Below are 25,329 nucleotides of genomic sequence, written 5' to 3'. Positions count from 1 at the left end.
CTTGCTGACGTGCACTCTACGGAAGTAAGGGGGTGGCGTCAAACATTATCGCGAATATTTATTGTGTGATATTTGAGCAATAAAAAAGGCGCCTTTCGGCGCCTTTTTCTATTCATACTCTATCTATCGCGATAGTGCTTATTCGCCCTTGGCGATACGGGCATGCATTTCCTGCACCGATATCACGGAGGCGGTGGCATCGTGCGCCATCGCCATCACGGTGGCGAAGGCACCGTTCAGCGTGGTGGTGTAGGCCAGTTTCTGGGCCAGAGCACCGCGACGCAGCTGACGCGAGTCTTCGATGGCCTGGCGACCCTCGGCGGTGTTCACGATGTAGGTGTACTCGTTGTTCTTGATGCGATCCAGAATATGAGGACGACCTTCGTGCACCTTGTTGACCAGACGCGGGTTGATGTTGGCTTCACCCAGCACCACGGCAGTACCGTGAGTGGCATCCAGCTGATAGCCGGCTTCCAGCAGGCTGGCGGCCAGGTCGACCACCCGCTGCTTGTCGCTGTGGCGAACCGACAGCAGAGCACGGCCTTCTTTCGGTACGCCCTTGCCGGCACCCAGATGGGCCTTGCCGAAGGCTTCGGCAAAGGTTTCACCCACGCCCATCACTTCACCGGTTGAACGCATTTCCGGGCCGAGCAGCGGATCGACACCCGGGAACTTGTTGAACGGCAGCACCACTTCCTTGACGGAGTAGTAAGGCGGAATGATTTCCCTGGTCACGCCCAGCTCGGCCAGTGACTTGCCGGCCATGACCCGAGCGGCAACCTTGGCCAGCGGAATACCGGTGGCCTTGGATACGAAGGGTACGGTACGAGCGGCACGCGGGTTGACTTCGATCAGGTAGATATCGCTGCCCTTGACCGCAAACTGAATGTTCATCAGACCGACGACACCCAGCTCCAGGGCCAGTTTGCGCACCTGTTCGCGCATCTCGTCCTGAATCGCCTTACTCAGGGTATAGGGAGGCAGAGAACAGCCGGAGTCACCGGAGTGAACGCCCGCCTGCTCGATGTGCTCCATGATACCGCCGATGACCACGTCCTTGCCGTCACAGATGGCATCAACGTCCACTTCGGTGGCGTCATCGAGGAAGCGATCCAGCAGTACCGGAGACTCGTTGGACACGGTGACCGCTTCGTTGAAGTAACGACGCAGATCCTGCTCGTCGTAAACGATTTCCATCGCCCGGCCGCCCAGTACGTAAGACGGACGTACCACCAGCGGGTAACCGATTTTCTCGGCCAGAGACACCGCCTGCTCCATGGCAGTCACGGTGGCATTCTGCGGCTGTTTCAGCCCCAGGCGCTCTACCGCCTGCTGGAAGCGCTCACGGTCTTCGGCACGGTCGATGGCGTCCGGGCTGGTACCGATGATGGGTACACCGGCCGCTTCAAGGTCGCGCGCCAGTTTCAGCGGCGTCTGGCCGCCGTACTGCACGATCACGCCCTTGGGCTGCTCGATGCGCACGATTTCCAGCACGTCTTCCAGGGTCACCGGCTCGAAGTAGAGACGATCGGAGGTGTCATAGTCGGTGGACACGGTTTCCGGGTTACAGTTGACCATGATGGTCTCGAAACCGTCTTCCCGCAGCGCCAGCGAGGCATGCACACAGCAGTAGTCGAATTCGATACCCTGACCGATACGGTTGGGGCCGCCACCCAGTACGATAATCTTGTCTTTATCGGACGGCTTGGCTTCACATTCCTCATCATAGGATGAGTACATGTAGGCGGTGTCGGTAGAAAATTCGGCGGCACAGGTGTCCACTCGCTTGTAAACCGGGAATATTTCGTAGCGGTGACGCAGCTTGCGTACTTCACCTTCCGACACACCCAGCAGTTTACCCAGGCGCACATCGGCAAAGCCCTTGCGCTTCAGGCTGCGCAGCAGCTCCGGAGACAGGTCGGCCATGCCGAGTTCTTTTACCTGTTCTTCCAGCTTGACCAGATCTTCAATTTGTACCAAGAACCAGCGGTCCACATTGGTCAGCTTGAACACGCCATCGACGCTCATGCCGGCACGGAAGGCATCGGCAATGTACCAGATACGCTCGGGGCCCGGCTCCTGCAGCTCGTGGCGAATGCGCGCCAGGCTATCCGAGTCGTTGAGGTCAACGATGGGGTCGAAACCATACTGTCCGGTTTCCAGGCTGCGCAATGCTTTCTGCATGGACTCCTGGAAATTACGGCCAATGGCCATGACTTCACCGACCGACTTCATCTGGGTGGTCAGACGGTCGTTGGAGCCGGCAAATTTCTCGAAGTTGAAGCGCGGAATCTTGGTCACGACATAGTCGATAGCCGGTTCGAACGACGCCGGGGTCAGACCACCGGTAATGTCGTTCTGCAGCTCGTCCAGGGTGTAGCCGATGGCCAGCTTGGCCGCCACCTTGGCGATGGGGAAACCGGTGGCCTTGGACGCCAGGGCGGAAGAACGAGACACCCGCGGGTTCATCTCGATGATGACCATGCGACCGGTTTTGGGGTCGATACCGAACTGCACGTTGGAGCCGCCGGTTTCCACGCCGATTTCGCGCAGAACCGCCAGCGAGGCGTTACGCATCAGCTGGTATTCTTTGTCGGTCAGGGTCTGGGCGGGTGCCACCGTGATGGAGTCACCGGTGTGCACGCCCATGGCATCGAAGTTTTCGATGGCACAGACGATGATGCAGTTATCGTTACGATCCCGCACCACTTCCATCTCGTATTCTTTCCAGCCGATCAGAGATTCGTCGATCAGCAACTCGTTGGTCGGCGACAAATCCAGACCACGGGTACAGATTTCTTCAAATTCTTCCCGGTTATAGGCGATGCCGCCACCGGTGCCGCCCATGGTGAAGGAAGGACGGATGATGCAGGGGAAACCCACCTCTTCCTGTACCTTGTAGGCTTCTTCCATGCTGCGGGCGATGCCGGCACGCGGACAGGCCAGACCGATGCTCTTCATCGCCGTGTCGAAACGGCTGCGATCTTCGGCCTTGTCGATGGCATCGGCGGTGGCACCAATCATCTCGACGCCGAATTCGGCCAGTACGCCGTGCTTTTCCAGCTCCAGCGCACAGTTCAGTGCGGTCTGGCCACCCATGGTGGGCAGAATCGCGTCCGGACGTTCTTTTTCGATGATCTTGCGCACCACTTCCCAGTGGATGGGCTCGATATAGGTGGCATCGGCCATCTCCGGATCGGTCATGATGGTGGCCGGGTTGGAGTTCACCAGAATGACCCGGTAACCTTCTTCACGCAGGGCCTTGCAGGCCTGAGCGCCGGAGTAGTCGAATTCACAGGCCTGACCAATCACTATCGGGCCTGCGCCCAGGATCAGAATGCTCTGTATGTCTGTACGTTTTGGCATGACTCTTCCCTACTCCTTACGCGCGGTACTGCTTAATCAAATCAATAAAGTGGTCGAACAGATCGGCCGCTTCATGCGGACCCGGGCTCGCCTCGGGGTGCCCCTGGAAGCTGAACGCCGGCTTGTCGGTACGATGAATCCCCTGCAGAGAGCCGTCGAACAGCGACTTGTGAGTCACCCGCACGTTGGCCGGCAGGGTCGCCTCGTCTACCGCAAAGCCGTGGTTCTGGCTGGTGATCATCACCACGCCTTTATCCAGGTCTTTCACCGGGTGGTTGGCACCGTGGTGACCAAACTTCATTTTGACGGTATTGGCACCGCTGGCAAGACCCAGCAACTGGTGACCCAGGCAGATGCCGAATACCGGAATATCGGTTTCCAGAAAGGCTTTGATGGCTTCAATGGCGTAGTCACAGGGCTCGGGATCACCGGGGCCGTTGGACAGGAAAATACCGTCCGGATTCAGCGCCAGTACTTCGGCGGCCGGGGTCTGGGCCGGTACCACCGTCAGGCGACAACCCCGATCCACCAGCATGCGCAGAATGTTGCGCTTCACGCCGTAGTCGTAGGCCACTACATGGTAGGGCAGTTCGGTCGCGGCCGGCTGGCTGTGGCCTTCGCCCAGGGTCCAGCTGCCTTCGGTCCAGGCATAGGTCTGGGCGGTGGTGACTTCTTTTGCCAAATCCATACCCTTGAGACCCGGGAAGCCTTTGGCTTCGGCCAGGGCTGCCGCTTCGTCCAGGTTTTCACCGGCGATGATGCAACCGGCCTGTGCGCCTTTTTCACGCAGGAGTCGGGTCAGCTTGCGGGTATCGATATCGGCAATACCCACTATGTTATGGGCTTTCAGGTAATCGGACAGGGAGCGCTGATTGCGAAAGTTAGAGGCGACAATGGGGAGATCACGAATGATCAGACCCTGGGCATGAACCCGATCGGACTCTTCATCTTCAGCATTAGTGCCGGTATTGCCTATATGAGGATAAGTAAGCGTAACGATTTGACGGGAATAAGACGGGTCGGTGAGGATTTCCTGGTATCCCGTCATCGACGTATTGAATACCACTTCACCGACGGAACAACCGTCGGCACCAATGGCTGTACCGCGAAAGACAGAACCGTCTTCCAATACAAGCAGCGCTGAGTGAGTCAAGACAACCTCCAAGTTAATTCTTATAAATCAACAATTTACCTGGCTGTCCCGAGGTGCAGACAAAAAAATATTACTGCATCTCGGCTAATACTGGGCAAATTCTGCGTATTTTATATAAAAGCGGCGTTTTCGACAAACTTTTTCGTGAAAAACCTTTCATTTCACCTGAAGCCAGGAAAAATCGAAGTAAAAATCGACAAAAAACGCATAAAAACAAAAAATGAAGGAAATAACGCGGAGAAAAAACGAATTGAAATGAAATTTCACACTTTAATGCTAAAAATAAAAAGTAAAGAAATAAACCTTTTAAAATCAATATCATATAAATAAGTGAAAGCGATAAACCCAGCCTGGAAAACCCGTTATCTTGCTCAACGACATCAGGTTAAGGCCGGGTTCATCGCATAAATATTATTTCAGGTTCAACACGTCCTGCATGTCGTACAGCCCCGGCTGCTGCACGGCAATCCAGGCGGCAGCCCGCACGGCACCATTGGCAAAAGTCAGCCGGTTGGACGCCTTGTGGGTGATCTCGACCCGCTCGCCGATATCCACGAACATGGCGGTGTGCTCACCCACGATATCGCCGGCGCGCACGGTGGCAAAACCGATGGTATTGCGATCCCGCTCACCGGTAATGCCCTCGCGTCCGTACACGGCGCATTCTTTCAGATCCCGGCCCAGGGTGTCGGCAATGACCTCCCCCATGCTCAGCGCGGTACCCGACGGCGCATCCACCTTGTGTCTATGATGGGCTTCGACGATTTCGATGTCGGTGTAATCGCCCATTACCCTGGCCGCCTGCTCCAGCAACTTGAACACCAGATTGACGCCAACGCTGTAGTTGGAGGCCATGACCATGGCGATATCTTCCGCAGCGGAGTTGATCTCGGCCTTTTGTGCCTCGTCAAAGCCGGTGGTGCCGATCACCAGCCGCTTGCCATGCTGCCGGGCCAGGGCAATATTCGCCAGAGTCGCGTCGGGCCGGGTAAAGTCGATGATCACATCCACCTGCTCGATCACCGCCGCCAGATTGTCGGTCACCATCACGCCCAGACGGCCAACATTGGCCAGTTCACCGACATCGACACCCAGTACCGTAGAGCCCGAGTGCTCGATGGCGGCGGTCAGGGTAACGCCCTCGGTATGGGTCACGGATTCGACCAGTACCTTGCCCATGCGTCCGTTACAACCAGCCACGGCGATGCGAACCGGATTTGTCATGCTGTTATTCCTTTCTTCATGCTAAGCCAAGGGTAAACCGGAAGTTTGCCAGATAAAAGCGGCCTTTAAAACGAAAAAGCCCTGAAGAGCAAGGCGCGAGCAGTCATGTTGTTCTCACGCCTTGCTCTTCGGGTTTTCCTGTCTTTCAGGACATAAAAAAACCGGCGGCTGCCGGTTTTTTCAGAATCAGACGATTTCGAGCAGTTCAACTTCGAACACAAGAGTCGCGCACGGCGGAATGGAGCCGGCACCCTGTTCACCGTAGGCCAGATCGTGCGGCACATACAGCTTCCACTTGGAGCCAGCCGACATCAGTTGCAGGGCTTCAACCCAGCCTTTGATTACGCCGTTCACCGGGAACTGAGCCGGTTCGCCGCGCATGACGGAGCTGTCAAATACGGAGCCGTCGATGAAGGTGCCGTGGTAGTGCACGCGTACGGTATCGGTCGCGGCAGGCTTGGCGCCCTCACCTTCGGCCAGTACTTCATACTGCAGGCCGGACTCGGTCTGCTGTACTTCGGCACGCTCACCGTTGGCAGCGAAGAAGGCAACTTCTGCTTCTTTGGCTTCGGCAGACTGGGCAGCCTGCTGCTCTTGCATGCGCTGGGTGATCACCTGAAAGGCGCCGTTGATGTCTTCGCGAGAAACGGCGAAGTCCACACCGGCAAGGGCGTCGGCCAGGCCCTGCTGTACGGCCGATACTTCCAGACCTTCAAAGGATTGCTGGCTCAGCTGATCACCGATTTGACGACCAACACCGTAGCTGGCTTTTTGCTCTACTGTCTCATATGACGACATGACATTCCCTTCGTTTGGGTATAAAAAAGGCATGCTAACAAAATAACTCGGTCAGCTAAATGGCAAGGCGGCACGCATGGCCAATAATGCAGCACCTCGTACCCCGCCGCTGCCACCAAACACCGGCGGTCGCACCGGCGCCGGTTCCACATTGTTCATCAGGTATTCGGGCAAGCGACAACTCAGTTCCCGATATAGCCAGGCCTGCTCGCTGAGACCGCCACCCAACACCACCACATCCGGATCCAGCTGGGTCATCAAGCTACCCAGCCCCGCCGCCAGAATATCCAGATAAGGCGACAGACAATCGTTGGCTACTTGCTCTCCCCGTTGCCAGGCACCGATAATGGCAGGGCCCGACAGCGGCTCGCCGCCGACATGGCGATAAAGCCGGCTTAAGCCGGTGCCGGAGACATAGGTTTCCAGACAACCATGCAGCCCACATCCACAGGGAAACAAAGGCAATCCCGGATAACGCGCAAGCAGGCTGGCATTGACGCCCCCGTGCCCGAATTCGGCACTGCCGCCACGACCACTGTTTACCAGTTGTCCTCGGTGTAACAAGGCGCCGCCAACCCCGGTACCCAGCGTCAGTGCCAGCGCCAGTTCGGCCCCGGCCGCCGCCCCCTGGTGATATTCCGACAGCAGAAAGCAGTTGGCGTCGTTGTCGGCATATACCGGTCTTGCCAGCCGGTGCTGCAAGTCGCCTTTAAGATCATGGCCATGAATCGCCGGCACATTGGGCGCCAGCATCAGGCCGTTACTGTCCAGCACACCGGGAAAGCCGATGCCGACATGACCGGCCGTCTGCCAACGACCATCGGCCGCCGTCACCAGCTCGCCCAGCATCTGAACAAAGGCAGAATAACGGGTCGTCGGCGTCTGGAGCACCAAACGCTCACGCTCTACGCCCTGCGCATCAAACACGGCAAAGGCTATCTTGCTGCCGCCGATATCAACACCGTAAAACATTGAAAACCTCTGAAGAAAACAGCACGGACTATGGCTTTGAAAATAACATCCGCCAACAGATACCGCGAAGCAGCTGCCAACATCACGGTATGGGAGCTTTAGGTACGAGGGCTTGATATAAAGAAGAAGACAATCCCTTGTCTTCTTCTATCATTCGGCAATCTGCTCCGGACTTATCTGACCCACACTTTCTATGGTCTGATCAGACAACAACCAGAGGGTGAATCTGTGCAGCTCGGGGTGCTGCGCCAGAGCCACCAGAAAAGCACCACCCACTTCCCGGTATCCCAGCTCATAGTTTTTCAAGGTGGTGGGGGGAACTTGAAGCAGTTCGGCAAATTTGGGCCGACTAAGACCCATTGCCTCACGGATTTGCCGGATCTTTTTTCCGACCAAGCTGGTATCTGGATTCATAACCTTGCTACTCCTATCGAAGAATTCCGATAACCACTGGTATCGCTGTCTTATTAGTTTAACACCGCTAAAGAGACTCGTTATGCTCTGCTCCTGTTTTACCGAAAAAAATTCCAATTTAGACTCAGTTAGCGCCTAACTACACTATATAACTCCGATTTCTCCGCAAACTGCAGCGTTGCATTGCAAAAACCCGCGCAAACTGCATCAGCATCTTGAGTCAGTTGCGACAAATTTGGCCTTTCTCACTCGCCGCCTGCTTGTGGGCCTCAATGAAAACCGTTAGTCTGCAATCGTGCGGATGTACAAACACAGGATGAACCTGTTCCATATGGTTCTTCCTCTGAACAATAAAAATATCAAACGGACACTCCGCACTACACTGCCCTCAGTGTGTGCTGATATATCCACTTCGGCCTCGGCCGAATGCAAATAAAATGAGGAAGACGATGATGAAAAAAACAGTGGCTCCTTCCCTGATTGCAATCGCTATCGCAGCCGCCGGTATCTCTACCAGCGTGCAGGCCAATGACTGGTACCTGGGTGCCGGTGCCGGTTACGCTCAGTATGAAGATATCGATGAAAACAACGCCAACCTCGACAAGGATGCCGAAGCCGTCAGCATGTTCGGTGGTTACAACTTCAACCAGTATTTCGGTGCCGAGTTGGGCTTCAACAACTTTGGCGAAGATGCCGACACCAAGGCACTGAACCTGTCTGCCATTGGTCGTCTGCCGCTGAGCGAGCGCGTTTCCCTGTTCGGCGAGCTGGGTGCCCTGGGCTGGGATACCGACACCGGCGCCGGTGACGAAGGTGTTTCTCCGCTGGCCGGTCTGGGTCTGGCCTACCGTGCCTCCGATCTGGTCGACGTACAGGCCCGCTATCGCCGTGTCGAAGACATGGGTGATCTGGTCAACAACGGCTTTGAAACCGATGTAAACAACTTCATGCTGGAACTGGTGCTGCACCCGAACCGTGGTGTGGCTACTCCGCCGCCGGTTGCCCCGGTAGCACCTCAGCCGGCTCCCGAAGTGACCTATGAAACCCGTACCGTCACTGCCGATGGCTCCATCTACTTCGCCTTCGACAAGTCCGACCTGTCTGGCGACTCTCGTGCCACCCTGGACGAAGTGGCCCGCTTCGCTCAAGAGAACCCGGATCACCAGGTTGAACTGGCCGGTTATGCCGACCGTCTGGGTAGCGCCGAGTACAACCGCAAGTTGTCCGAGCGTCGTGCCCTGGCCGCCAAGGACTATCTGGTTCAGCGTGGCGTTGCCGCCCAGAACATCCAGACTGCCTGGTACGGTAGTGAACTGGCCGAAGGCGTGACCGAAGCCGAACGTCAGCGCGACCGTCGCGTAGATGCCAAGGCGCAGGCCACCATTCAGGTTGAAATCATCGAATAACAGCGATTGAATTCCTGACCGCAAAAACGGCTCCCCGGAGCCGTTTTTTATTTTTACCTTACTGCGGTCATGGCATACTGTTTTTCTTTTTATCCCGGACTTTCCTTCCCATGCGTTGCCATTGCCACAGCCAGCAGCCCTTCGAGCTTTGCTGCCAGCCCTATCTGCAGGGTGCTTCTGCCGCACCGACGCCCCTGGCCCTGATGCGATCCCGCTACACGGCGTTTGTGCTGGGCCTGGGCGACTACCTGCTGCAAAGCTGGCACCCGGATACTCGAGGGGCACTGACCGCGGCTGAACTGTCACAAACCGGGCTCGACACCGACTGGCTTGATCTGACCATCGTCTTCGCTCGCGGTACGCCTGCCGACACAGAGGGAGAAGTGGAATTCAAGGTTCGCTACCGGGAAAACAACCGGGTGGTGACACTGCACGAGCGCTCCCGTTTTATCTCGGTAGCAGGCCATTGGCTGTACCATTCCGGTCAACTCAATCCGCCCAAAATCGGTGCCAATCAGCCCTGCCCCTGCAACAGTGGAAAAAAATACAAACAGTGCTGCGCCAGACACTGAGCCCCTTCATTCAACTAGCCGACAGACGCCTTATCATGGAACGAAAAATACTGCTGACTCACTGCCCCGATGCCAAGGGGCTGATCTCGAAGATCACCAACATCTGTTACAAGCACCAGCTCAACATCATGCGCAATGACGAATTCGTGGACTACGACAACGGTCATTTCTTCATGCGTACCGAGCTGGAAGGCTATTTCAACGATCATACCCTGCTTGCCGATCTGGACGATGCCCTGCCCAGCGGCAGTCAGCGTCGGCTGGTGCCTGCCGGTAACAAGCGGGTGGTCATCATGGTGACCAAGGAAGCCCATTGCCTGGGTGACATTCTGATGAAACGTTTCGCCGGGGCCATGAACATCGATATTCAGGCTGTGATCGGCAACTACGACACCCTGGCCGGGCTGACCGAAAAGTTCGATATTCCCTACCACACGGTGTCACACGAAGAGATGAACCGGGCCGAGCACGAGCTGCAACTGGCCGAAATCATCGACCGCTATCAACCCGATTATGTGGTGCTGGCCAAGTACATGCGTATTCTCAGCCCCGAATTCGTGGCCCGCTATCGCCAGCGGCTGATCAATATTCACCACTCCTTCCTGCCCGCCTTTGTCGGCGCCAGTCCCTACCGGCAGGCCTTTGAGCGCGGTGTGAAAATGATCGGCGCCACCGCTCATTTCGTGACCGACGATCTGGACGAGGGCCCCATCATCGAGCAGGACGTGACCCACGTAAACCACACCTTCAACGCCCAGGAAATGGCCAAGGCCGGTCGCGACGTGGAAAAATCGGTGCTGAGTCGGGCGCTCAACCTGGTGCTGGAAGAAAAGGTGTTCGTCTACGGCAACAAGACGGTGGTGTTCAAGTAAGAGCGGGGAATGGGGAATGGGGAATGGGGAATGGAAAGGATAAAATCCCCAATCCCCAATCCCTAATCCCCAATCCCTGCCCCCCAGCCCCGCCGACGTCAGTCGTGCTTGTGGCTTTTCTCGAAGGCCGCCTTCTGTTCGGGCGTCGCTTCCTGCTGGTATTTCGCCTTCCACTCGTCGTAGGGCATGCCGTACACCCGTTCCCGCGCCTGGTCGTAATTCATCTCCACGCCCTGTTCTTCGGCGGCGGCCAGATACCACTTGCTCAGGCAATTGCGGCAGAAGCCGGCCAGGTTCATCAGATCGATATTCTGTGCATCCTTGCGCTTGTCCAGGTGCGCCAGCAGGGTACGAAAGGCGGCGGCTTCCAATTCAATCTGGGTTTGCTTGTCCATGTTGTCTTCTCCATTGGGGTCGGTTAGTGCCATTATAACGATATCGCCCTTCACAACACAGGCTCGCCCATGAAACGCAGTCACTTCTTCGCCCACATGGCCCGCATGAAGCTTATTCAGCGCTGGCCGCTGATGCGCAGCATAGAGCAGGAAAACGTCGCCGAACACAGCCTGCAGGTGGCCATGGTGGCTCACGCGCTGGCGGTGATCAGAAACACCAATTTCAACGGCAACCTGGATCCGGCCCAGGCGGCCATGCAAGCGCTGTTTCACGATGCCAGCGAAGTGCTGACCGGCGACCTGCCCACCCCGGTCAAGTACTTCAATGAAGACATCGCCCGGGCCTACAAGGATATCGAGCGCAACGCCGAGCAGAGTCTGCTCAAGATGCTGCCCCCGGAACTGCAGGCAACCTATGCTCCCCTGCTCTGTGACCACGGGCAGGACGATTACAGCCGGCTGGTAAAGTCGGCGGACATTCTCTGTGCCTATCTGAAATGCGAGGAAGAAATCAGCGCCGGCAACCGGGAGTTTGCACCGGCCAAGAAGCGGCTCACCGAGATGCTGGAAGCACGCATGAACGATGAGATCCGCTATTTTCTCGAGGTGTTCGTGCCCAGCTTTTCGCTGTCGCTGGACGAAATATCCAGCCCGGAGTTTTAGCTCGTGAGGGGTGAGGGGTGAGCTGCCCGCCTCACCCTTTACCCCTCACTGTTTTTACGTTCGATCCACAGGGTCACTTCACCGACCTTGAAGCCCCATTTGGTCATTTCGGCCCGGTTGAGCACCCGATTTTCGTCGAGCAGATACATCCAGTCGTTGAAGTCGATATTCCAGATCTTGCCGTCGACCGGCACCGCCAGGGTATAACGCCAGTTCAGTGCAAACCCCTGCGTCTGGCCGGTGGCCGGCACCACCACATCATCGGCGGTACCGCTATACTGGCCGTCCGGGCCTTTTTCCAGCCGCCAGACTCTCCGCTGCTGCTCGCCGTCCTCATAGACAAAGTCTTCTTCCAGTACGCCCTTGTTGCCGTCCCAGCGGCCGATCATCTCGACCGAAAAGCGGCGCAGCACTCGGCCGGATCTGTCCTGTACCATGCCGTGAGCCACCAGCTCGCCGTTGAAGAAGCTATCCAGCTCGAACGCCGGTTGAGTATCCGCATAATCATGAATATTGCTGCTGCACGACATCAGCAGCAAACCGGTGCAAAGAGACAGACTCAGTAACAGAATTCGCATATCAGTTTCCTTTCAGTTGTCGGGTCAAACCGGGATCCCGGCTGTTGGGCGACAGCCAGATGGCCAGAAAAGCGGGGCCAAAGGCGGGATCGGATACTTCCCCCAGTGACTGCCAGTTGAAGTAGAAGCGGCTGACGCCCGTTGCCTCCACCCGCACGACCAGCTCATCGCCATTGCTGACCGAAGGCCAGAGTGCATCCAGCTGGTTGCGCCATTGGGGTTTCCAGTCAATGCCGAGCCGCTGCCACTCGGTTACGGTGGCATCGAGCAAGTCTTCCTTGTCGATATTGCGCCGATAACGCAGGGCCAGCGCCTGAGGAAAGTCACCGGCACGGTATTGCCCGTCCGCGCTGTAAAAACGGGCCTGATACAGCTCCCAGAACAGCCAGCGCATGCTGCCCTGACCGATCTGATTCAAGTCGGACGTCGGGGTCGCCCACAATGGCAGCGGCATGGCCATCAGCCACAGTATCAACAGAACTTTTTTCATCATGCTTCCCTCCGTAAACGCTGATCGAGCCGTACCAACAGCGGTAACAGGGCCGACCACAACAACGCCAATATCATCGCGCTGGGCCAGAATCCCAGCGGCAGGCTCACCGCCCCCAGTTGCCAGCCGGCCAGGTAGGATCCGGCACCGGCCAGTGCGCCGGTTATCATCAACAGCCAGAGCGAAAAGCGCCGCATCCAGTGCAGGCTGTGCCCCAGGGTCAACACAAAACCGACCCACAGCAGCCCCAGCCACAGCGGCCAGTGATCGAAAGCAAACACTCCCGTCAGGGTCAGCAGCAGGTCGACCGCCATACCCAGCAGCGCCAGCCACAGCACCCGGACATCGGCCCGGCGACTGGGAGTAAACATGAAATGCACTCCCAGCAGTAACGCAGTCAGTCCGCTCCAGCTATTTTGTCCCGCCACCGCCAGCAGCCAGAAGCCTTCAAAGGCTAGCAGTTGAGTCCATTGCCATTTAGACATCTGCGTGCTCCCGGCTTGGCCGCCTCAAAATGCACCAGCCCTATGGTGCCCTCGCGAAAACCGCCCTCGCAGTAGGCGAAATAAAACGCCCATAGCCGATGAAAATCCCGGCTGTAACCCAGGCGCTTCAACGCCGGCTCCAGCTGATGAAAACGCTCGGCCCAAATCTTGAGGGTCTCGGCGTAATGATGGCCATAATCCTGTAGTCGGGTCAGGGTCATGTCGGTCTGCTCTTTCAGATGCCGGCACATTTCGCTGACCGAGGGCAGACAGCCACCGGGAAAGATATAGCGCTGAATAAAATCCACGCCCTTGCGATAGGGTTCATAACGCTGATCGGTCATGGTAATGGCCTGGATCAGCAGCTTGCCTTCGGGCTTGAGCAGACGATTGAGGGACTCGAAATAGGTTGGCAGGTATTCATGGCCCACCGCCTCAATCATCTCCACCGACACCAGCTTGTCGTACTGCCCCTCGAGATCTCGATAATCTTTCAGCAGCAGCGTCACCCTATCGCCCAGCCCTTCCTGCTCGACCCGTTGGCGGGCATGCTTGAGCTGTTCGGCCGACAATGTGGTGGTGGTCACCCGGCAGCCGTAATGACGGGCGGCAAAACAGGCCAGCCCGCCCCAGCCGGTGCCGATTTCCAGCAGATGATCGCTGGGCTTGAGCTCGAGCCGGTCACAAATCAGCCGCAGTTTATGTTCCTGTGCCGTTTCCAGGCTGGCATCCGTGGATGGAAACACCGCCGAGGAATACTGCATCAGGGGATCGAGAAACAACCGATACATGTCGTTGCCCAGATCGTAGTGGGCGGCGATATTGGCCCGGCTGCCGGTCAGCGAATTACGATTGAAGCGATGTTTCAGCTTGTGCCAGGGCGAGGTCAACCAGCCCAGGCGTCGCTCCAGCCGGTCGAGCACCGGAATGTTGCGGGCAAACAATTGCACCACCGCCGTCAGATCCGGACTGTGCCAGCAGCCATCGACCCAGGCTTCGGCCGCCCCTATGCTGCCGCCGAACATCAAGCGCCGATAGGCACCGGGGTCGAGTACCCGCACCCGGGCCTGCAAAGACGCATCCCGGTCACCAAATTGAAAGGTTTCCTGGCCTTCCTCTATGGTCAGCCCCGCGTCTTTCAGCCCGGCCAGCAGGGAAAATGCCAGACTGCGCGTCCAGCGTTCCAGCAGCCTGGGTTCCGACCTGTTGAACGTCGTTTCCATCTTGGCTTCCTTCAATAATGTGAATGGTAGGGAATGCGTTTTAAAAACAGCCGTATCGCCTGCCAGTAAATGCCGCGCACTATGGTCAGGGTCATCATCGGCCATTGCAGCAAGGCCGCTTTCAACACGGCCCGGTCAAAGGGATGGCGTCGCAAACTCAGGGTGGCATCAAACAGCAGCGCCGGATCCCGGTTTTCGATGTGTACCAGCGCCCGCTGTGCCGGTGGTGTTATTCGCCAGTGATATTGCATATCCAGGCTCATGAAGGGCGAGACATGAAAGTCTTTGTCGGTGGGGGTCGTGCTTTCCAGATCCACCAGGTAACAGTGCCGCTGATTCCAGGGCGTGTTGTGTACCTCCGCCAGCAGGTAGCGAGCCTGCTCACCGCGATAACAGAAAAACAGGTTCACCGGGCTGAAATAGAGCCCGAAGCAACGCACCTGCCCCAGCAGCAGCACCCGGTTCAGCCCGCCGGTGTCGCCACCCAGATGTTCGACCTCCTGCAGTACCGCCGTTTTCAACGGCAGAGCCGGGTCGCCCAGATAATCGCGGCGGCGAAAGCTCAGGGGCGCAAAGCGTTCGCAGGCGAATAATCGGCTGCTGCTCGCCAATTGCTCCAGCTCATCCAGATCCAGCGCCAGCATATAGAGGCCGTAGCTGAAGCGATGCTCGCGCGGGGCATAACGACGATGGCGTACCTGACCCTGATAGATGGCGCTGTGCGAGGTCATAGGCTGACTCCGAAACGGGCACAGACATCGAGCGCACTCCTGACACCGTCTTCATGAAAGCCGTTGTACCAGTAGGCGCCGCAGAAGTGAGTATGCTGTTGTCCGCAAATGTCGCCGCGGCGGTGCTGGGCGGTGATGGCCTCGCGGTTATACACCGGGTGGGCATAGGTGAAACGGCGCAGTATCTTGTCCGGAGCTATGGCGTGGCTGCGATTGAGGGTGACACAGAAGGTCTCTTGCGCGTCCAGCCCCTGCAGTATGTTCATGTTGTAGGTCACCGCCGGCAGCGCATCCTCGCCGCCGTCCAGCCAGTAGTTCCAGCTGGCCCAGGCCCGGGGTTCGCGCGGCAGCAGCCGGGTGTCGGTATGCAACACCACCTCGTTATCGCGATATGCCAGTCCGCCCAGCACCTGCCGCTCGGCCTCGGTGGCATCACTCAGCAATCTCAGCGCCTGATCCGAATGACAGGCAAAGATCACCTCGTCGAACTGCTCGACGCCATCGGCGGTTTCAATGCTTACCCCGTTCGAATGCCGACGCACAGACAGCACCGGCGTGTTGAGCCGAATATCCCTGAGCGGCGCGGTCAGCGCCGGAATATAGCTGCGCGAGCCGCCCTGCACCACGTACCACTGGGGTCTGTCCACCAGGTTGAGCAGGCCGTGATGATTGAAAAAGCGCAGAAAGAAGGCCAGCGGAAAATCCCGGCTGTCGGCCAGCGACGAAGACCAGATGGCCGCCACCATCGGCAGTATGTAGTGCCCGCTGAAGAAGTCGGAGAAGCCGTAGCGATCCAGAAAACCGCCCAGGGTCTCGCTATCACTCAGGGTGCCGTCCTTGATCATCTTCTTGCACAGCAAGTTGAAGCGCACTATTTCGGCCAGAAAGCCATAGAAACGCGGCCGCCACAGGTTGGCGCGCTGGGCAAACATGGAGCCAAGGGTATGGCCGTTGTATTCAAGCCCGGTCCGGGCCTGATGCACGCTAAAGCTCATCTCGGTGGTCTGGGCCTCGATGCCGATGCGGGCCAGCAGCCGCCGGAAGTTTGGATAGGTTCTGTCGTTGAACACGATAAAGCCGGTGTCGATCGCCCGCGATATGCCACCCAGCTGCACATCGACGGTGGCGGTATGACCGCCGAGATAATCGTTGGCTTCAAACAGGCTGATTTCGTGCTGCTCACTCAGCAGCCAGGCGCTGGTCAGACCGGAAATACCGCTGCCAATCACGGCAATACTGCTCATGGTTCACTCCTTACCGTGCGTCGTGCCAGCCGGGTCCAGAGCCGGTGTGGCAACCAGGACAGCAGACGCAGTACCGTGATGAAAGCAAAGGGAAAACAGATCTCGGCCTTGCCCTTGGCAAGCCCCTTGCTAATGGCCGCGCTGGCCTGCTCGGGCGATACTCGGCCGGGCATGGGAAAGTCGTTTTTACGGGTCAGCGGGGTGTCGACGAAACCGGGGCGGATCAGGCTGATCGCGATATGATGCGGCGCCAGATCAATCCCTAAGGTGCGCACCAGATAATCCAGCCCGGCCTTGGACGCGCCGTAGGCCTCGGCCCGGGTCAGCGGCAGAAAGGTCACCGAAGAGCTGACCACCGCTATCCGCCCGCCCCGCTTGACCCTGGGTATCATCGCAGACAGGCAATTGGCGGTGCCAATCAGATTGGCATTCACCACCCGGGCGAAGAGCTCGGCATCAAAGCGGCTGGCATCGTCGATGTATTCGCAATTACCCGCATTGAGGATAATCAGATCCAGTGGCGCCAGCTCGCTCACCGCCTGCTGCATGGAATCGAACTCGAGCATGTCGAACACGCAGAATTCGGCATCGATGCCCGCCAGTGCCTGTTCCAGTTTTTCCCGGTTGCGGCCACAAGCCACTACCTGCCAGCCATCGGCGCGATAATCCCGGGCCAGTTGCAGCCCGATGCCGGAGTTGGCCCCGGTAATCAATACCCGTTTCATTGGTTAAGCCTCCGTTTCAATGCGCGGATCACGCCACCCAGCAGTGGCAACTGCTCATACAGCATGGCGCCCATGTCGAAATAATCGGTGTGCTCATAGACCTGCTCGGCAAAACGCAGATGGCTGACGCCGGGCACCTGCACTTCCTTGCCGCCGTTCAGGCGCGGATGACAAAACACCATCTGCCAGCGCACCAGGGCCTCGCCGTCCTGCTCCATCACCTGCTCGATATCGAAACGGCACGCCGTCACCTGCGTAAACAGCGTGTCGAAATACGCCACCAGCGAGGCGATGCCCTGAATTTCGTGGGCCGGATCGCAAAACCGGATGTCGGGCGCATAAATGTCGTACAGCCCCTCAAGGTGATTCGGCGACAAGCGCTGGTATTCCCGGCAGAACACCGTCAGCGCCGGGCTCATACCGGCTCCCGGTCTTTCAGTGCATCGAACATGGCGATGGCATGCAGCCGGGCTCTGGCATGATCGACTATCGGTTTAGGGTAACCGTGCCCTGGATGATGCGTATCCAGCCAGTCGTGCGGAGCATGAATCACCTTGGCCGGCACTCCGGCCAGCTCCGGCACCCAGCGGCGAATAAAGTCGCCGTTGGTATCGAAACGCTCCCCCTGGGTGCTGGGATTGAATACTCGAAAATAGGGCGCGGCATCGGCGCCGGTGCCGGCGGCCCATTGCCAGCCGCCGTTATTGGCCGCCAGTTCACCGTCAATCAGCGTCGACATGAACCAGGCTTCGCCCCGGCGCCAATCGATATGCAGATCCTTGGTCAGAAAGCTGGCCACTATCATGCGCAGCCGGTTGTGCATCCAGCCGGTCTGCGCCAGGCAGCGCATGGCCGCATCGACGATGGGATAGCCGGTCTGCCCCTCGCACCAGGCCCGGAATCCTTGGTCGTCCCGACTCCACTGCAACGCTTCGGTGTCCGGCTTGAAGGCCCGCTCCATCGACAATCGCGGAAACGCCACCAACAGATGGCGATAAAACTCTCGCCAGATCAATTCATTGAGCCAGACAAAGCCCGGCTCGCCCCGACTGAACGGCAACTGTTCAAGCTCATATTCCATCGCCGCCAGACATTGGTTGGGCGACAGAACACCCAGCGCCAGATAAGGCGACAGACTGCTGGTGCCGTTTTCGGCCGGAAAATCCCGTTGCTCGCCATAGTCCCGCAACGACGACTGACAAAACTGCGCCAGCCGCTCGGCGGCGGCGGCTTCTCCCGCCGGCCACTCTTCACTCGATATTCGCTCGCCACTCAGACCGAGCGGCGTGCAGGACTGCGGCTCGCCCTGCGCCGCCGGCACCGGCAAAAATCGATAGCCGCTGGCACGCACCCGCGCCAACCAGCTTTTGGCGAAGGGGGTAAACACCTTGTACATGTCGCCGCTGCGCGTGGTCAGGCTACCGTGATCGACCACGCAATCGCCGTTATATACACGACAGGGAATCGTCAGTGCCTGCTGTACCGCCTTGTCGCGACGACGTTCGTCGATGCCGAGCTCCCGATTGGCGTAAAGTGCATCGAACTGTCTTTCTTCCAGCCACTCGGCCAACAGCGCCGGGACCTCGGCAAAGCGATCAACGGTCAACACCGTCAGTGAAATACCCAGGTGCGCCAGCTGCTCGTTCAGTGCCTGCAGGTTGCGGGACAAAAAATCACGCTGTATCGGCGCCCTGCCGTGCTGTTGCCACTGGCCCGGGCTGTCGATATAGATGGCCTCAACCTCGGCGCCACCGGCGGTTGCTTCATAAAGGGCGGGGTTATCCGTCACCCGGAGATCAGCTCTGAACCAGACTAAATGACGCATCATGCTCCCTCTCAATCTCGCTGACCGTGACGGCAAAGGGCCGGTTCAACCAGCCTTGCTGCTGATAAAGCGTGCCAAGTTCACCGGTAAAAAAGCTGTGCTGTGGAAAGGCCACGTCCATGTCGTTGAACCAGCTCTGACTCAGGCCCGCGCCCAGTATTACCACCAGAGTGTCAAATTTGAGTCTTCCCTCTGCCAGCGGTAATGTCAGCGGATCGAGCACCCCCAGATCCAGGCTGCGACATTCCAGTCCCTGCAGCTCATACTGGGTCAACACCGACTGCTGCTCTCTCACCTGACCCACCCGGGCTACCGCTATCACGGGTCCGGTTTTAATGGTCAGCAACTGGTGCATCAGCCGTTTCAGCAAAGACAGGGCACTCTGTTCGATAAGCTGGGCATCCGGGCGCTGCAGACGCGCCAGCGCCAGCAACCAGGGCTCGACCACCCGGCGTAACACCAGCTCGGCCGGATAGAGGCTGGTCAACTCCAGCAGTTCGGCTTCCAGCCGGCCAAGGTTGAGCTGCTGCGCGGCCGTCATCAGTCGCTCGCGGGCCTGCTCCCAGTTGGAGCCGGTGACCTCCGGGGCGGGCTCGGCCAGCAGGCCTTTTACCTGACCGATACTGACCCCCTGATCCAGCCAATGCAGTATCTGGCGGATCAGCGCGATATCATCATCGGAGTACAAGCGATGGCCTTTCTCGGTACGGGCCGGCTTGAGCAAACCATAACGACGCTGCCAGGCACGCAGGGTGACCGGGTTGATGCCGGTCAGTCGGGAAACGTCCCGAATCGGGTACAGGGGTTCAGATGCCATAACGCAGTCGCAATGCCTCGGGGTGGGGATTGAGATAAACCTGCTGGTGCAGATAGTCGTTGGGGTGCTCTTCCAGGTAGTGACGCAATAAGGTTATGGGCGCCAGCAGGGGGAGGATGCCTTCCCGATATTGATGAATGGTGCGGGCCAGCTCCTGGCGTTGCCGTGGGCTGAGCTCCCGCTTGAAGTAGCCCTGCAGGTGCTGCAGCACATTGGTGTGATTCTTGCGGCTGACGTTGTTGCTCAGTGCCTGCATCATGCCTTCGATATAGGCATTCGCCGTTTGTTCGACATCGACCGACAAATCGGACAGCAAGTTGCCAAGTCGCTGGTAGCTGTCACGATGATGGGCCATCAGCAGGTACTTGTAACGACTGTGAAAGGCGATGAGCCGGGCCGCGGTAATGCCCTCGTGACGCAGGCACTGCCAGTCGTGCAGCGCAAACACGCGAGTCACGAAGTTTTCCCGCAGTACCGGATCGTTGAGCCGGCCATCTTCTTCCAGCGGCAATAAGGGCTGCGCCCGCATCAGCTCGGCGGCATAGATACCGGTGCCTTCCTTGGCATTGCCTTTGCCACTTTCGTGGTACACCCGCACCCGTTCCATACCGCAGCTGGGTGATTTGGCACAGAGGATGTAGCCACTCAGGCCATCGAACTGTGGCGCCATGGTACGGCCATAGTCGCGCAGCGCCGACGTCACATCGTCACCTTTGGCCGTTTGCGCGATAATCTGCTCGTCTTGGTTTATCAGCCGAATGCTGGGCCGGGGTGTGCCCAGGCCAATGGCCATTTCCGGACACAGGGGCACAAACTCCACGAACCTGGCCAGCTGTTCGGTACAGAAATCGGAACGCTTGTGACCACCGTCGAAGCGCACCTGTTGCCCGGTCAGACAACCGCTGATGCCGACGCGTATTACCTTGGGATCAAACTTGTACATCTTCATTCCTCTTGTACAACTATGTCTTACAAGATAGACCTTGTTGTACAACAAGATCAAGCTTGTACAAGAAAAATTTCAAAGGGATTGGGGATTGGGGATTGGGGATTGGGGATTGCACGGTGCAACTGTTATGGGCTCCGGGGCAAGCCCGGAGTGACTGCCGTCATTCCGGGCTTGCCCCGGTATCCATTTTACAGACGGGGCATGCTCTTCTGGCATAACACGTCAGAACAGGCTCCGCCACATACGGCTGACCGCTTAACGCTTCATACTGGTTCAGTTCAGTTTCTGGCGGGTGATCTCGGCATCATCGCGAAACTGGCGACGCAGCTCGGATTTGCTTTTCATCACAAGCTCGCCTCCCTTGCCGATGGTCATGTGCTCGGGATTGTCGTTGTGCATCGCCTGCCACAGCAGCACCGCCTGCATGCTGCTTTCCTTCTGCTCGGGGGTCAGTGCGGCGCCATCCGGCCACTTGCCGAGTTCAACCGCCGTCTTGAGCTTCTGATACACCTCTTCGGGCATATTCTGGATCGCTTGCTGAAAAGATGACATGACACTTTCTCCTCTGGAACGGTAGCAATGCTACCGTCGCGAAAAAAAAAGAGGCAGCCCATGGCCGCCCCTTCTCAACTGTTACGGCACTGCTTTGCCTGTCTCTGTCCTCAGGCGGGCAGATCCATCAGTTCGATACCGGCCATTTTTTGCATCACGCGCACAACCTGACAGCTGTAACCAAACTCGTTGTCATACCAGACGTAGAGCACGGCCCGGTCGTCTTCGGCGATGGTCGCCAGCGAGTCGACGATACCGGCAAAACGAGAGCCCACCATGTCGGTGGAGACCAGCTCGCTGCTGGTGCTGAAGTCAATCTGGTTATGCAGCGGTGAGTCCAGAGACACCTTGAGCAGATACTCGTTCAGCTCTTCGGCGGTGGTGGCTTTATCCAGATTCAGGTTAATCACCGCCATGGAAACGTTCGGCGTCGGCACACGAATGGCGTTGCCGGTCAGCTTGCCCTTGAGTTCCGGCAGTGCCTTGGCCACGGCAGACGCGGCGCCGGTGCTGGTCAGTACCATGTTCAGTGCGGCACTGCGACCACGACGATCGCCCTTGTGGAAGTTATCGATCAGGTTCTGATCGTTGGTGTAGGAATGCACGGTTTCGACGTGACCATTCTTCACACCATAGGCGTCATTTACCGCCTTCAGCACCGGAGTAATGGCGTTGGTGGTACAGGACGCGGCAGACATGATGCGGTCTTCCGGCAGAATCATGTTGTCGTTGACACCGAACACGATGTTCTTGATATCGCCCTTGCCCGGTGCGGTCAGCAGCACCTTGGCGGCACCCTTGGCTTTGAGATGCAGGCCCAGGCCGGCTTCATTGCGCCAGATACCGGTATTGTCGACGATTAACGCATCGTCGATACCGTACTGGGTGTAGTCGATTTCTGCCGGGCTATTGGCGTAAATTACCTGAATATAGGTACCGTTGGCGATAATGGCGTGGTTTTCGGTATCGACTTCAATGGAGCCATTGAAGGGACCATGCACGGAATCACGACGCAGCAGGCTGGCACGCTTTTCCAAATCATCAACCGAACCACGTACTACGATGCCGCGCAGACGCAGGCCATGGTTGCCACCGGAGCGCTCGATCAGCAGGCGTGCCAGCAGGCGGCCGATACGGCCGAAACCGTACAGCACCACGTCGGTCGGCTTGTTGTCATGGTCGGTGTTCAGGGCAGAAGCCAGCTCGCTGCGCAAAAAATCGGCCAGGCCGGACTCGTCCTGGTGATTCTGCCAGTAGCTGACCGCCAGCTTGCCCAGATCGATGCTGGCCGGGGCCAGATCCAGCTCGCTCAGTGCCTTCAGCACCGGGTAGCTCTGGCTGACCAACAGGGCCTTCCCTTCGTGGCGACTCACCACACGATGAGCCTTGATAATCTCAATGGTAGAGGCATTCAGCAGGGGACGTGCGTGAACGCAGATTTCCACCCCCTGGTTGCGATACAGTTTGCCGATCAGGGGCTGCATGGACTCTGCCAGCTCCTGGCTTTGCTGCCAGGCGGAAAGGTAACTCTCGTGGGTCATCGACCGAATCCTTTTATTTCAGGTAACTGTCATTAGTATTGAGGCGGGCAAAAATCATGCCGCATCAGCTCTATTTAAGTGCGCCCATTTTAGTGGATAGGGGGTATGATTACCAGACTAAGGACAGGCAATAAGATACTCATATGAATACCAAACGCGCTTTTTTGATACTCATGACCCCGCTATTTTTAACAGCATGTGAGCAAGATCGCATCCAAACCATCTGCGAAACAACACCGCAATTCTGTGTTGATCTGCATGAAGACAGCTGGTGCAAGTTTGAACGCTCGGGTCTGATCCGGGCGCGACGGCAGCAGGCAGGCACGCCGAATGATGCCAACACCCATGCGCTGATGGTCAATCTGAAAATCTATCACGATTGCCTGGACCCTCTGCTGGCCATCGAGTATACCAAGCGCAAAGAACGTAAAAACGACAAGCTGGAAGCGGTGATCAAGGCAAAAGCCGCCCTGGCACAGCTCGAGCAGCAGACCGAAAGCTCGGAGTATCCTTATCTGCTGCTCTGGCACTGGCAGCATAGGGGAAATCATCAGGCGAAAGCCCGCTTCATTGCACTGGCCGACCGGCCACAGATGCAGCAACCCGAGTTGCAGAAGGAGCTGGCGGAATTGCTCATTATTCGCGATAGACCGGCGGCCATGCGGGCCTTGCACCGCGCCCTCAGTCTTTATGACGCCGACGCCACCATAGATACCGATATTATCGCCGATCTGCTGACGCTCTATACCCGTGAACGACGCTATCGCGAGCTCTGGATCTGGAGCCGGGTGCTGAGTCGTCTGGGACATCCGGACAAGCTGAATCTGGAGCGTATCGACGCTTATGCCCGCTTCGACCAGGAGCAGCAACAACAAATGAAGCAAGAAGTCGACACCATCATTCGGCAGCTGAAAACCGGCACCTATCGTCGCAGCTAACCCTGTTATATTTGGGTATGGTGGATGCGCCGGCAGGGCATGGTTCGGGCCATGAAATGGCTCATCGGCCAGCCTGAAACAGCAGCCCGTCATCATTCAACATGATCCTGCGCAAGAGAAGCTGTGATCCTGATCATACTCGATTGACGGTTTCTCTTTTTTTTGTAACGTTACCAACAGCTTTTTCATCCTTCCTCTTTTTATCCTTCAAATATCAGGTGAATTTATGACGATCAAGGTAGCTATCAACGGTTTCGGACGCATCGGTCGACTGATGTTACGGGCCGCCTGTGAGCGCGACGATATGGAAGTGGTGGCCATCAACGATCTGCAGAACGCAGACTACATGGCGTACATGCTGAAATACGACTCGACCCACGGCCGCTTCAAAGGCGAGGTGGCGATGGAAGGCGGCATGCTTATCGTCAACGGCAAGCCCATTCGGGTGACCGCCGAGCGTGATCCCGCCGCGCTGAACTGGGGTGAGCTCGATGTGGATGTGGTGGCCGAGGCCACCGGCATTTTCATGACCGATGAGAAAGCCCGCAAACATATTCAGGCCGGCGCCAAAAAGGTGGTGATGACGGGGCCGTCGAAAGACGGCACGCCCATGTTCGTGATGGGCGTCAACCATCGGTGCTATGCGGGCGAAGACATCGTCTCCAACGCTTCCTGCACCACCAACTGCCTGGCGCCGCTGGCCAAGGTGGTCAATGATCACTTCGGCATTGTCGAAGGCCTGATGACCACGGTTCACGCCACCACCGCCACCCAGAACACCGTCGATGGCCCGTCGCAAAAAGACTGGCGCGGTGGCCGGGGCGCCGGTCAGAACATCATCCCCTCCTCTACCGGCGCCGCCAAGGCGGTGGGCAAGGTGATACCGGAGCTGAACGGCAAGATCACCGGCATGGCATTCCGGGTACCCACCCCCAACGTCTCTGTGGTGGACTTGACCGTACGTCTGGAAAAACCGACCAGCTATGCCGACATTTGCGCCGCCTTCAAAACGGCGGCCGAAGGTGAACTGAACGGTATCTTGGGCTACACCGAAGACGCCGTGGTCTCGACCGACTTCCTCGGCGAGCCCTGTATTTGTGTGTTTGACGCCTCCGCCGGCATCGCCCTCAACGACAACTTCGTCAAGCTGGTCGCCTGGTACGACAACGAAATGGGCTATTCTTACAAGGTGCTGGATTTGATCGCCCATATCTCGAAATAAACCTGCATTCTTGTAAAGTGTGAGGGGCAAGGGGTAAAACCAACCTTGCCCCTTTCCCTCGTGAAGCCCCGCTCTTTTTTATAGCCATTTTCTGTCTTCCCCCTAGGGGGCGTTCTCAATCATTGTAAAATCCTGCCGATAGTAAGTGCATCATGGATCTGAAGAGAGTGAAAC

At 57.6% G+C, this 25,329-nt stretch carries 26 protein-coding genes; 6 read left to right on the top strand and 20 right to left on the bottom strand.

The annotated features are described in order from the left end of the window. Positions 1–138: 138 nt before the first annotated feature. From carB to ABD827_RS15190, 6 genes are all read right to left on the bottom strand, one after another. A complete protein-coding gene (gene carB / locus ABD827_RS15215) occupies positions 139–3,366 on the bottom strand; it encodes a carbamoyl-phosphate synthase large subunit (RefSeq protein ID WP_344965529.1) in 3,228 nt (1,075 codons plus the stop codon). A gap of 16 nt (positions 3,367–3,382) precedes the next feature. Then, positions 3,383–4,519 (bottom strand): glutamine-hydrolyzing carbamoyl-phosphate synthase small subunit, encoded by a 1,137-nt coding sequence (gene carA / locus ABD827_RS15210; RefSeq protein ID WP_344965528.1) that lies wholly within the window; start codon positions 4,517–4,519, stop codon positions 3,383–3,385. Positions 4,520–4,930: 411 nt separating this feature from the next. Next, a complete protein-coding gene (dapB, locus tag ABD827_RS15205; protein WP_344965527.1) occupies positions 4,931–5,743 on the bottom strand; it encodes a 4-hydroxy-tetrahydrodipicolinate reductase in 813 nt (270 codons plus the stop codon). 186 nt (positions 5,744–5,929) lie between these two features. Continuing rightward, positions 5,930–6,541, bottom strand: coding sequence for a BamJ family beta-barrel-assembly machinery protein (gene bamJ / locus ABD827_RS15200; protein ID WP_298719199.1), 612 nt, complete (start codon positions 6,539–6,541; stop codon positions 5,930–5,932). Between the two features lie 51 nt (positions 6,542–6,592). Continuing rightward, positions 6,593–7,513, bottom strand: coding sequence for an ROK family protein (locus ABD827_RS15195; RefSeq protein ID WP_344965526.1), 921 nt, complete (start codon positions 7,511–7,513; stop codon positions 6,593–6,595). 150 nt (positions 7,514–7,663) lie between these two features. Beyond that, on the bottom strand, positions 7,664–7,927 hold the full coding sequence (locus tag ABD827_RS15190; protein WP_298719203.1) for a helix-turn-helix domain-containing protein: 264 nt from the start codon (positions 7,925–7,927) through the stop codon (positions 7,664–7,666). 449 nt (positions 7,928–8,376) lie between these two features. Here ABD827_RS15190 and ABD827_RS15185 point away from each other — a divergent pair, with 449 nt between their 5' ends. From ABD827_RS15185 to purU, 3 genes are all read left to right on the top strand, one after another. Beyond that, positions 8,377–9,333, top strand: coding sequence for an OmpA family protein (locus ABD827_RS15185; RefSeq protein ID WP_344965525.1), 957 nt, complete (start codon positions 8,377–8,379; stop codon positions 9,331–9,333). A 110-nt stretch (positions 9,334–9,443) separates the two neighbouring features. Beyond that, positions 9,444–9,905 (top strand): YchJ family protein, encoded by a 462-nt coding sequence (locus ABD827_RS15180; RefSeq protein WP_344965524.1) that lies wholly within the window; start codon positions 9,444–9,446, stop codon positions 9,903–9,905. Between the two features lie 35 nt (positions 9,906–9,940). Next, positions 9,941–10,777 (top strand): formyltetrahydrofolate deformylase, encoded by an 837-nt coding sequence (gene purU, locus ABD827_RS15175; protein ID WP_344965523.1) that lies wholly within the window; start codon positions 9,941–9,943, stop codon positions 10,775–10,777. Positions 10,778–10,875: 98 nt separating this feature from the next. On the opposite strand, the gene ABD827_RS15170 is transcribed toward purU, so the two are convergent. After that, complete coding sequence (locus ABD827_RS15170) at positions 10,876–11,205, bottom strand: DUF1244 domain-containing protein (RefSeq protein WP_344965522.1); 330 nt, start codon at positions 11,203–11,205, stop codon at positions 10,876–10,878. A 36-nt stretch (positions 11,206–11,241) separates the two neighbouring features. Between ABD827_RS15170 and yfbR the strand changes: the two genes are divergently transcribed. Continuing rightward, positions 11,242–11,835, top strand: coding sequence for a 5'-deoxynucleotidase (yfbR, locus tag ABD827_RS15165; protein ID WP_344965521.1), 594 nt, complete (start codon positions 11,242–11,244; stop codon positions 11,833–11,835). Positions 11,836–11,873: 38 nt separating this feature from the next. Here the strand turns inward: yfbR and ABD827_RS15160 are convergent, their stop codons facing one another. From ABD827_RS15160 to ABD827_RS15100, 13 genes are all read right to left on the bottom strand, one after another. Further along, a complete protein-coding gene (locus ABD827_RS15160) occupies positions 11,874–12,413 on the bottom strand; it encodes a DUF3833 domain-containing protein (protein ID WP_344965520.1) in 540 nt (179 codons plus the stop codon). Between the two features lies 1 nt (position 12,414). After that, positions 12,415–12,906, bottom strand: a complete 492-nt coding sequence (locus tag ABD827_RS15155) for a chalcone isomerase family protein (protein ID WP_298719212.1) — start codon at positions 12,904–12,906, stop codon at positions 12,415–12,417. Continuing rightward, a complete protein-coding gene (locus ABD827_RS15150; RefSeq protein ID WP_298719214.1) occupies positions 12,903–13,388 on the bottom strand; it encodes a DUF2878 domain-containing protein in 486 nt (161 codons plus the stop codon). Before ABD827_RS15150 ends, ABD827_RS15155 begins: the two co-directional genes overlap by 4 nt. After that, complete coding sequence (locus ABD827_RS15145; protein ID WP_344965519.1) at positions 13,358–14,611, bottom strand: class I SAM-dependent methyltransferase; 1,254 nt, start codon at positions 14,609–14,611, stop codon at positions 13,358–13,360. Before ABD827_RS15145 ends, ABD827_RS15150 begins: the two co-directional genes overlap by 31 nt. 11 nt (positions 14,612–14,622) lie before the next feature. Beyond that, the gene (locus tag ABD827_RS15140; protein WP_344965518.1) at positions 14,623–15,342 is read right to left on the bottom strand and encodes a DUF1365 domain-containing protein; all 720 of its coding nucleotides are present in this window, start codon (positions 15,340–15,342) and stop codon (positions 14,623–14,625) included. Then, the gene (locus tag ABD827_RS15135; RefSeq protein ID WP_344965517.1) at positions 15,339–16,586 is read right to left on the bottom strand and encodes an NAD(P)/FAD-dependent oxidoreductase; all 1,248 of its coding nucleotides are present in this window, start codon (positions 16,584–16,586) and stop codon (positions 15,339–15,341) included. The genes ABD827_RS15140 and ABD827_RS15135 overlap by 4 nt, the downstream gene beginning before the upstream one ends. Then, complete coding sequence (locus ABD827_RS15130) at positions 16,583–17,311, bottom strand: SDR family NAD(P)-dependent oxidoreductase (protein ID WP_344965516.1); 729 nt, start codon at positions 17,309–17,311, stop codon at positions 16,583–16,585. Before ABD827_RS15130 ends, ABD827_RS15135 begins: the two co-directional genes overlap by 4 nt. Further along, entirely contained in the window at positions 17,308–17,730 is a 423-nt protein-coding gene (locus ABD827_RS15125; RefSeq protein ID WP_344965514.1) for a nuclear transport factor 2 family protein, read from the bottom strand. Before ABD827_RS15125 ends, ABD827_RS15130 begins: the two co-directional genes overlap by 4 nt. After that, positions 17,727–19,136, bottom strand: coding sequence for a deoxyribodipyrimidine photo-lyase (phrB, locus tag ABD827_RS15120; RefSeq protein ID WP_344965574.1), 1,410 nt, complete (start codon positions 19,134–19,136; stop codon positions 17,727–17,729). Before phrB ends, ABD827_RS15125 begins: the two co-directional genes overlap by 4 nt. Then, positions 19,108–19,953, bottom strand: a complete 846-nt coding sequence (locus ABD827_RS15115) for a MerR family transcriptional regulator (protein ID WP_344965513.1) — start codon at positions 19,951–19,953, stop codon at positions 19,108–19,110. Before ABD827_RS15115 ends, phrB begins: the two co-directional genes overlap by 29 nt. Beyond that, positions 19,943–20,896, bottom strand: coding sequence for a YbgA family protein (locus tag ABD827_RS15110; RefSeq protein WP_344965512.1), 954 nt, complete (start codon positions 20,894–20,896; stop codon positions 19,943–19,945). Before ABD827_RS15110 ends, ABD827_RS15115 begins: the two co-directional genes overlap by 11 nt. Before the next feature lie 279 nt (positions 20,897–21,175). After that, on the bottom strand, positions 21,176–21,454 hold the full coding sequence (locus tag ABD827_RS15105) for a YeaC family protein (protein WP_298719226.1): 279 nt from the start codon (positions 21,452–21,454) through the stop codon (positions 21,176–21,178). A 110-nt stretch (positions 21,455–21,564) separates the two neighbouring features. Then, the gene (locus ABD827_RS15100) at positions 21,565–22,995 is read right to left on the bottom strand and encodes a glyceraldehyde-3-phosphate dehydrogenase (RefSeq protein WP_344965510.1); all 1,431 of its coding nucleotides are present in this window, start codon (positions 22,993–22,995) and stop codon (positions 21,565–21,567) included. A gap of 143 nt (positions 22,996–23,138) precedes the next feature. On the opposite strand from ABD827_RS15100, the gene ABD827_RS15095 reads away from it, so the two are divergent. Further along, entirely contained in the window at positions 23,139–23,933 is a 795-nt protein-coding gene (locus tag ABD827_RS15095) for a DUF2989 domain-containing protein (RefSeq protein WP_344965509.1), read from the top strand. Positions 23,934–24,159: 226 nt separating this feature from the next. Beyond that, positions 24,160–25,155: a type I glyceraldehyde-3-phosphate dehydrogenase gene (gene gap, locus ABD827_RS15090; protein ID WP_344965507.1), complete on the top strand. Its 996-nt coding sequence runs from the start codon at positions 24,160–24,162 to the stop codon at positions 25,153–25,155. The last annotated feature ends 174 nt before the right edge of the window (positions 25,156–25,329 follow it).

The sequence above is a fragment of the Oceanisphaera sediminis genome (assembly GCF_039539745.1).
Taxonomy (GTDB): domain Bacteria; phylum Pseudomonadota; class Gammaproteobacteria; order Enterobacterales; family Aeromonadaceae; genus Oceanimonas; species Oceanimonas sediminis.
The sequence above is the reverse complement of the archived record's forward strand: the minus strand, read 5'-3'. Positions and strand labels throughout refer to the sequence as shown.

What these genes read in the sequence shown, in the direction of transcription:
- ABD827_RS15095 (WP_344965509.1), top strand. Translation starts at nt 23,139, where the DNA reads ATGAATACCAAACGCGCTTTTTTGATACTCATGACCCCGCTATTTTTA.
- ABD827_RS15150 (WP_298719214.1), bottom strand. Translation starts at nt 13,388, where the DNA reads ATGTCTAAATGGCAATGGACTCAACTGCTAGCCTTTGAAGGCTTCTGG.
- ABD827_RS15170 (WP_344965522.1), bottom strand. Translation starts at nt 11,205, where the DNA reads ATGGCACTAACCGACCCCAATGGAGAAGACAACATGGACAAGCAAACC.
- ABD827_RS15130 (WP_344965516.1), bottom strand. Translation starts at nt 17,311, where the DNA reads ATGAAACGGGTATTGATTACCGGGGCCAACTCCGGCATCGGGCTGCAA.
- ABD827_RS15135 (WP_344965517.1), bottom strand. Translation starts at nt 16,586, where the DNA reads ATGAGCAGTATTGCCGTGATTGGCAGCGGTATTTCCGGTCTGACCAGC.
- dapB (WP_344965527.1), bottom strand. Translation starts at nt 5,743, where the DNA reads ATGACAAATCCGGTTCGCATCGCCGTGGCTGGTTGTAACGGACGCATG.
- ABD827_RS15110 (WP_344965512.1), bottom strand. Translation starts at nt 20,896, where the DNA reads ATGTACAAGTTTGATCCCAAGGTAATACGCGTCGGCATCAGCGGTTGT.
- bamJ (WP_298719199.1), bottom strand. Translation starts at nt 6,541, where the DNA reads ATGTCGTCATATGAGACAGTAGAGCAAAAAGCCAGCTACGGTGTTGGT.
- ABD827_RS15160 (WP_344965520.1), bottom strand. Translation starts at nt 12,413, where the DNA reads ATGCGAATTCTGTTACTGAGTCTGTCTCTTTGCACCGGTTTGCTGCTG.
- ABD827_RS15105 (WP_298719226.1), bottom strand. Translation starts at nt 21,454, where the DNA reads ATGTCATCTTTTCAGCAAGCGATCCAGAATATGCCCGAAGAGGTGTAT.
- ABD827_RS15155 (WP_298719212.1), bottom strand. Translation starts at nt 12,906, where the DNA reads ATGATGAAAAAAGTTCTGTTGATACTGTGGCTGATGGCCATGCCGCTG.
- ABD827_RS15140 (WP_344965518.1), bottom strand. Translation starts at nt 15,342, where the DNA reads ATGACCTCGCACAGCGCCATCTATCAGGGTCAGGTACGCCATCGTCGT.
- ABD827_RS15145 (WP_344965519.1), bottom strand. Translation starts at nt 14,611, where the DNA reads ATGGAAACGACGTTCAACAGGTCGGAACCCAGGCTGCTGGAACGCTGG.
- carB (WP_344965529.1), bottom strand. Translation starts at nt 3,366, where the DNA reads ATGCCAAAACGTACAGACATACAGAGCATTCTGATCCTGGGCGCAGGC.
- ABD827_RS15195 (WP_344965526.1), bottom strand. Translation starts at nt 7,513, where the DNA reads ATGTTTTACGGTGTTGATATCGGCGGCAGCAAGATAGCCTTTGCCGTG.
- yfbR (WP_344965521.1), top strand. Translation starts at nt 11,242, where the DNA reads ATGAAACGCAGTCACTTCTTCGCCCACATGGCCCGCATGAAGCTTATT.
- purU (WP_344965523.1), top strand. Translation starts at nt 9,941, where the DNA reads ATGGAACGAAAAATACTGCTGACTCACTGCCCCGATGCCAAGGGGCTG.
- phrB (WP_344965574.1), bottom strand. Translation starts at nt 19,136, where the DNA reads ATGCGTCATTTAGTCTGGTTCAGAGCTGATCTCCGGGTGACGGATAAC.
- gap (WP_344965507.1), top strand. Translation starts at nt 24,160, where the DNA reads ATGACGATCAAGGTAGCTATCAACGGTTTCGGACGCATCGGTCGACTG.
- ABD827_RS15190 (WP_298719203.1), bottom strand. Translation starts at nt 7,927, where the DNA reads ATGAATCCAGATACCAGCTTGGTCGGAAAAAAGATCCGGCAAATCCGT.
- ABD827_RS15185 (WP_344965525.1), top strand. Translation starts at nt 8,377, where the DNA reads ATGATGAAAAAAACAGTGGCTCCTTCCCTGATTGCAATCGCTATCGCA.
- ABD827_RS15180 (WP_344965524.1), top strand. Translation starts at nt 9,444, where the DNA reads ATGCGTTGCCATTGCCACAGCCAGCAGCCCTTCGAGCTTTGCTGCCAG.
- ABD827_RS15100 (WP_344965510.1), bottom strand. Translation starts at nt 22,995, where the DNA reads ATGACCCACGAGAGTTACCTTTCCGCCTGGCAGCAAAGCCAGGAGCTG.
- ABD827_RS15125 (WP_344965514.1), bottom strand. Translation starts at nt 17,730, where the DNA reads ATGAGCCCGGCGCTGACGGTGTTCTGCCGGGAATACCAGCGCTTGTCG.
- ABD827_RS15115 (WP_344965513.1), bottom strand. Translation starts at nt 19,953, where the DNA reads ATGGCATCTGAACCCCTGTACCCGATTCGGGACGTTTCCCGACTGACC.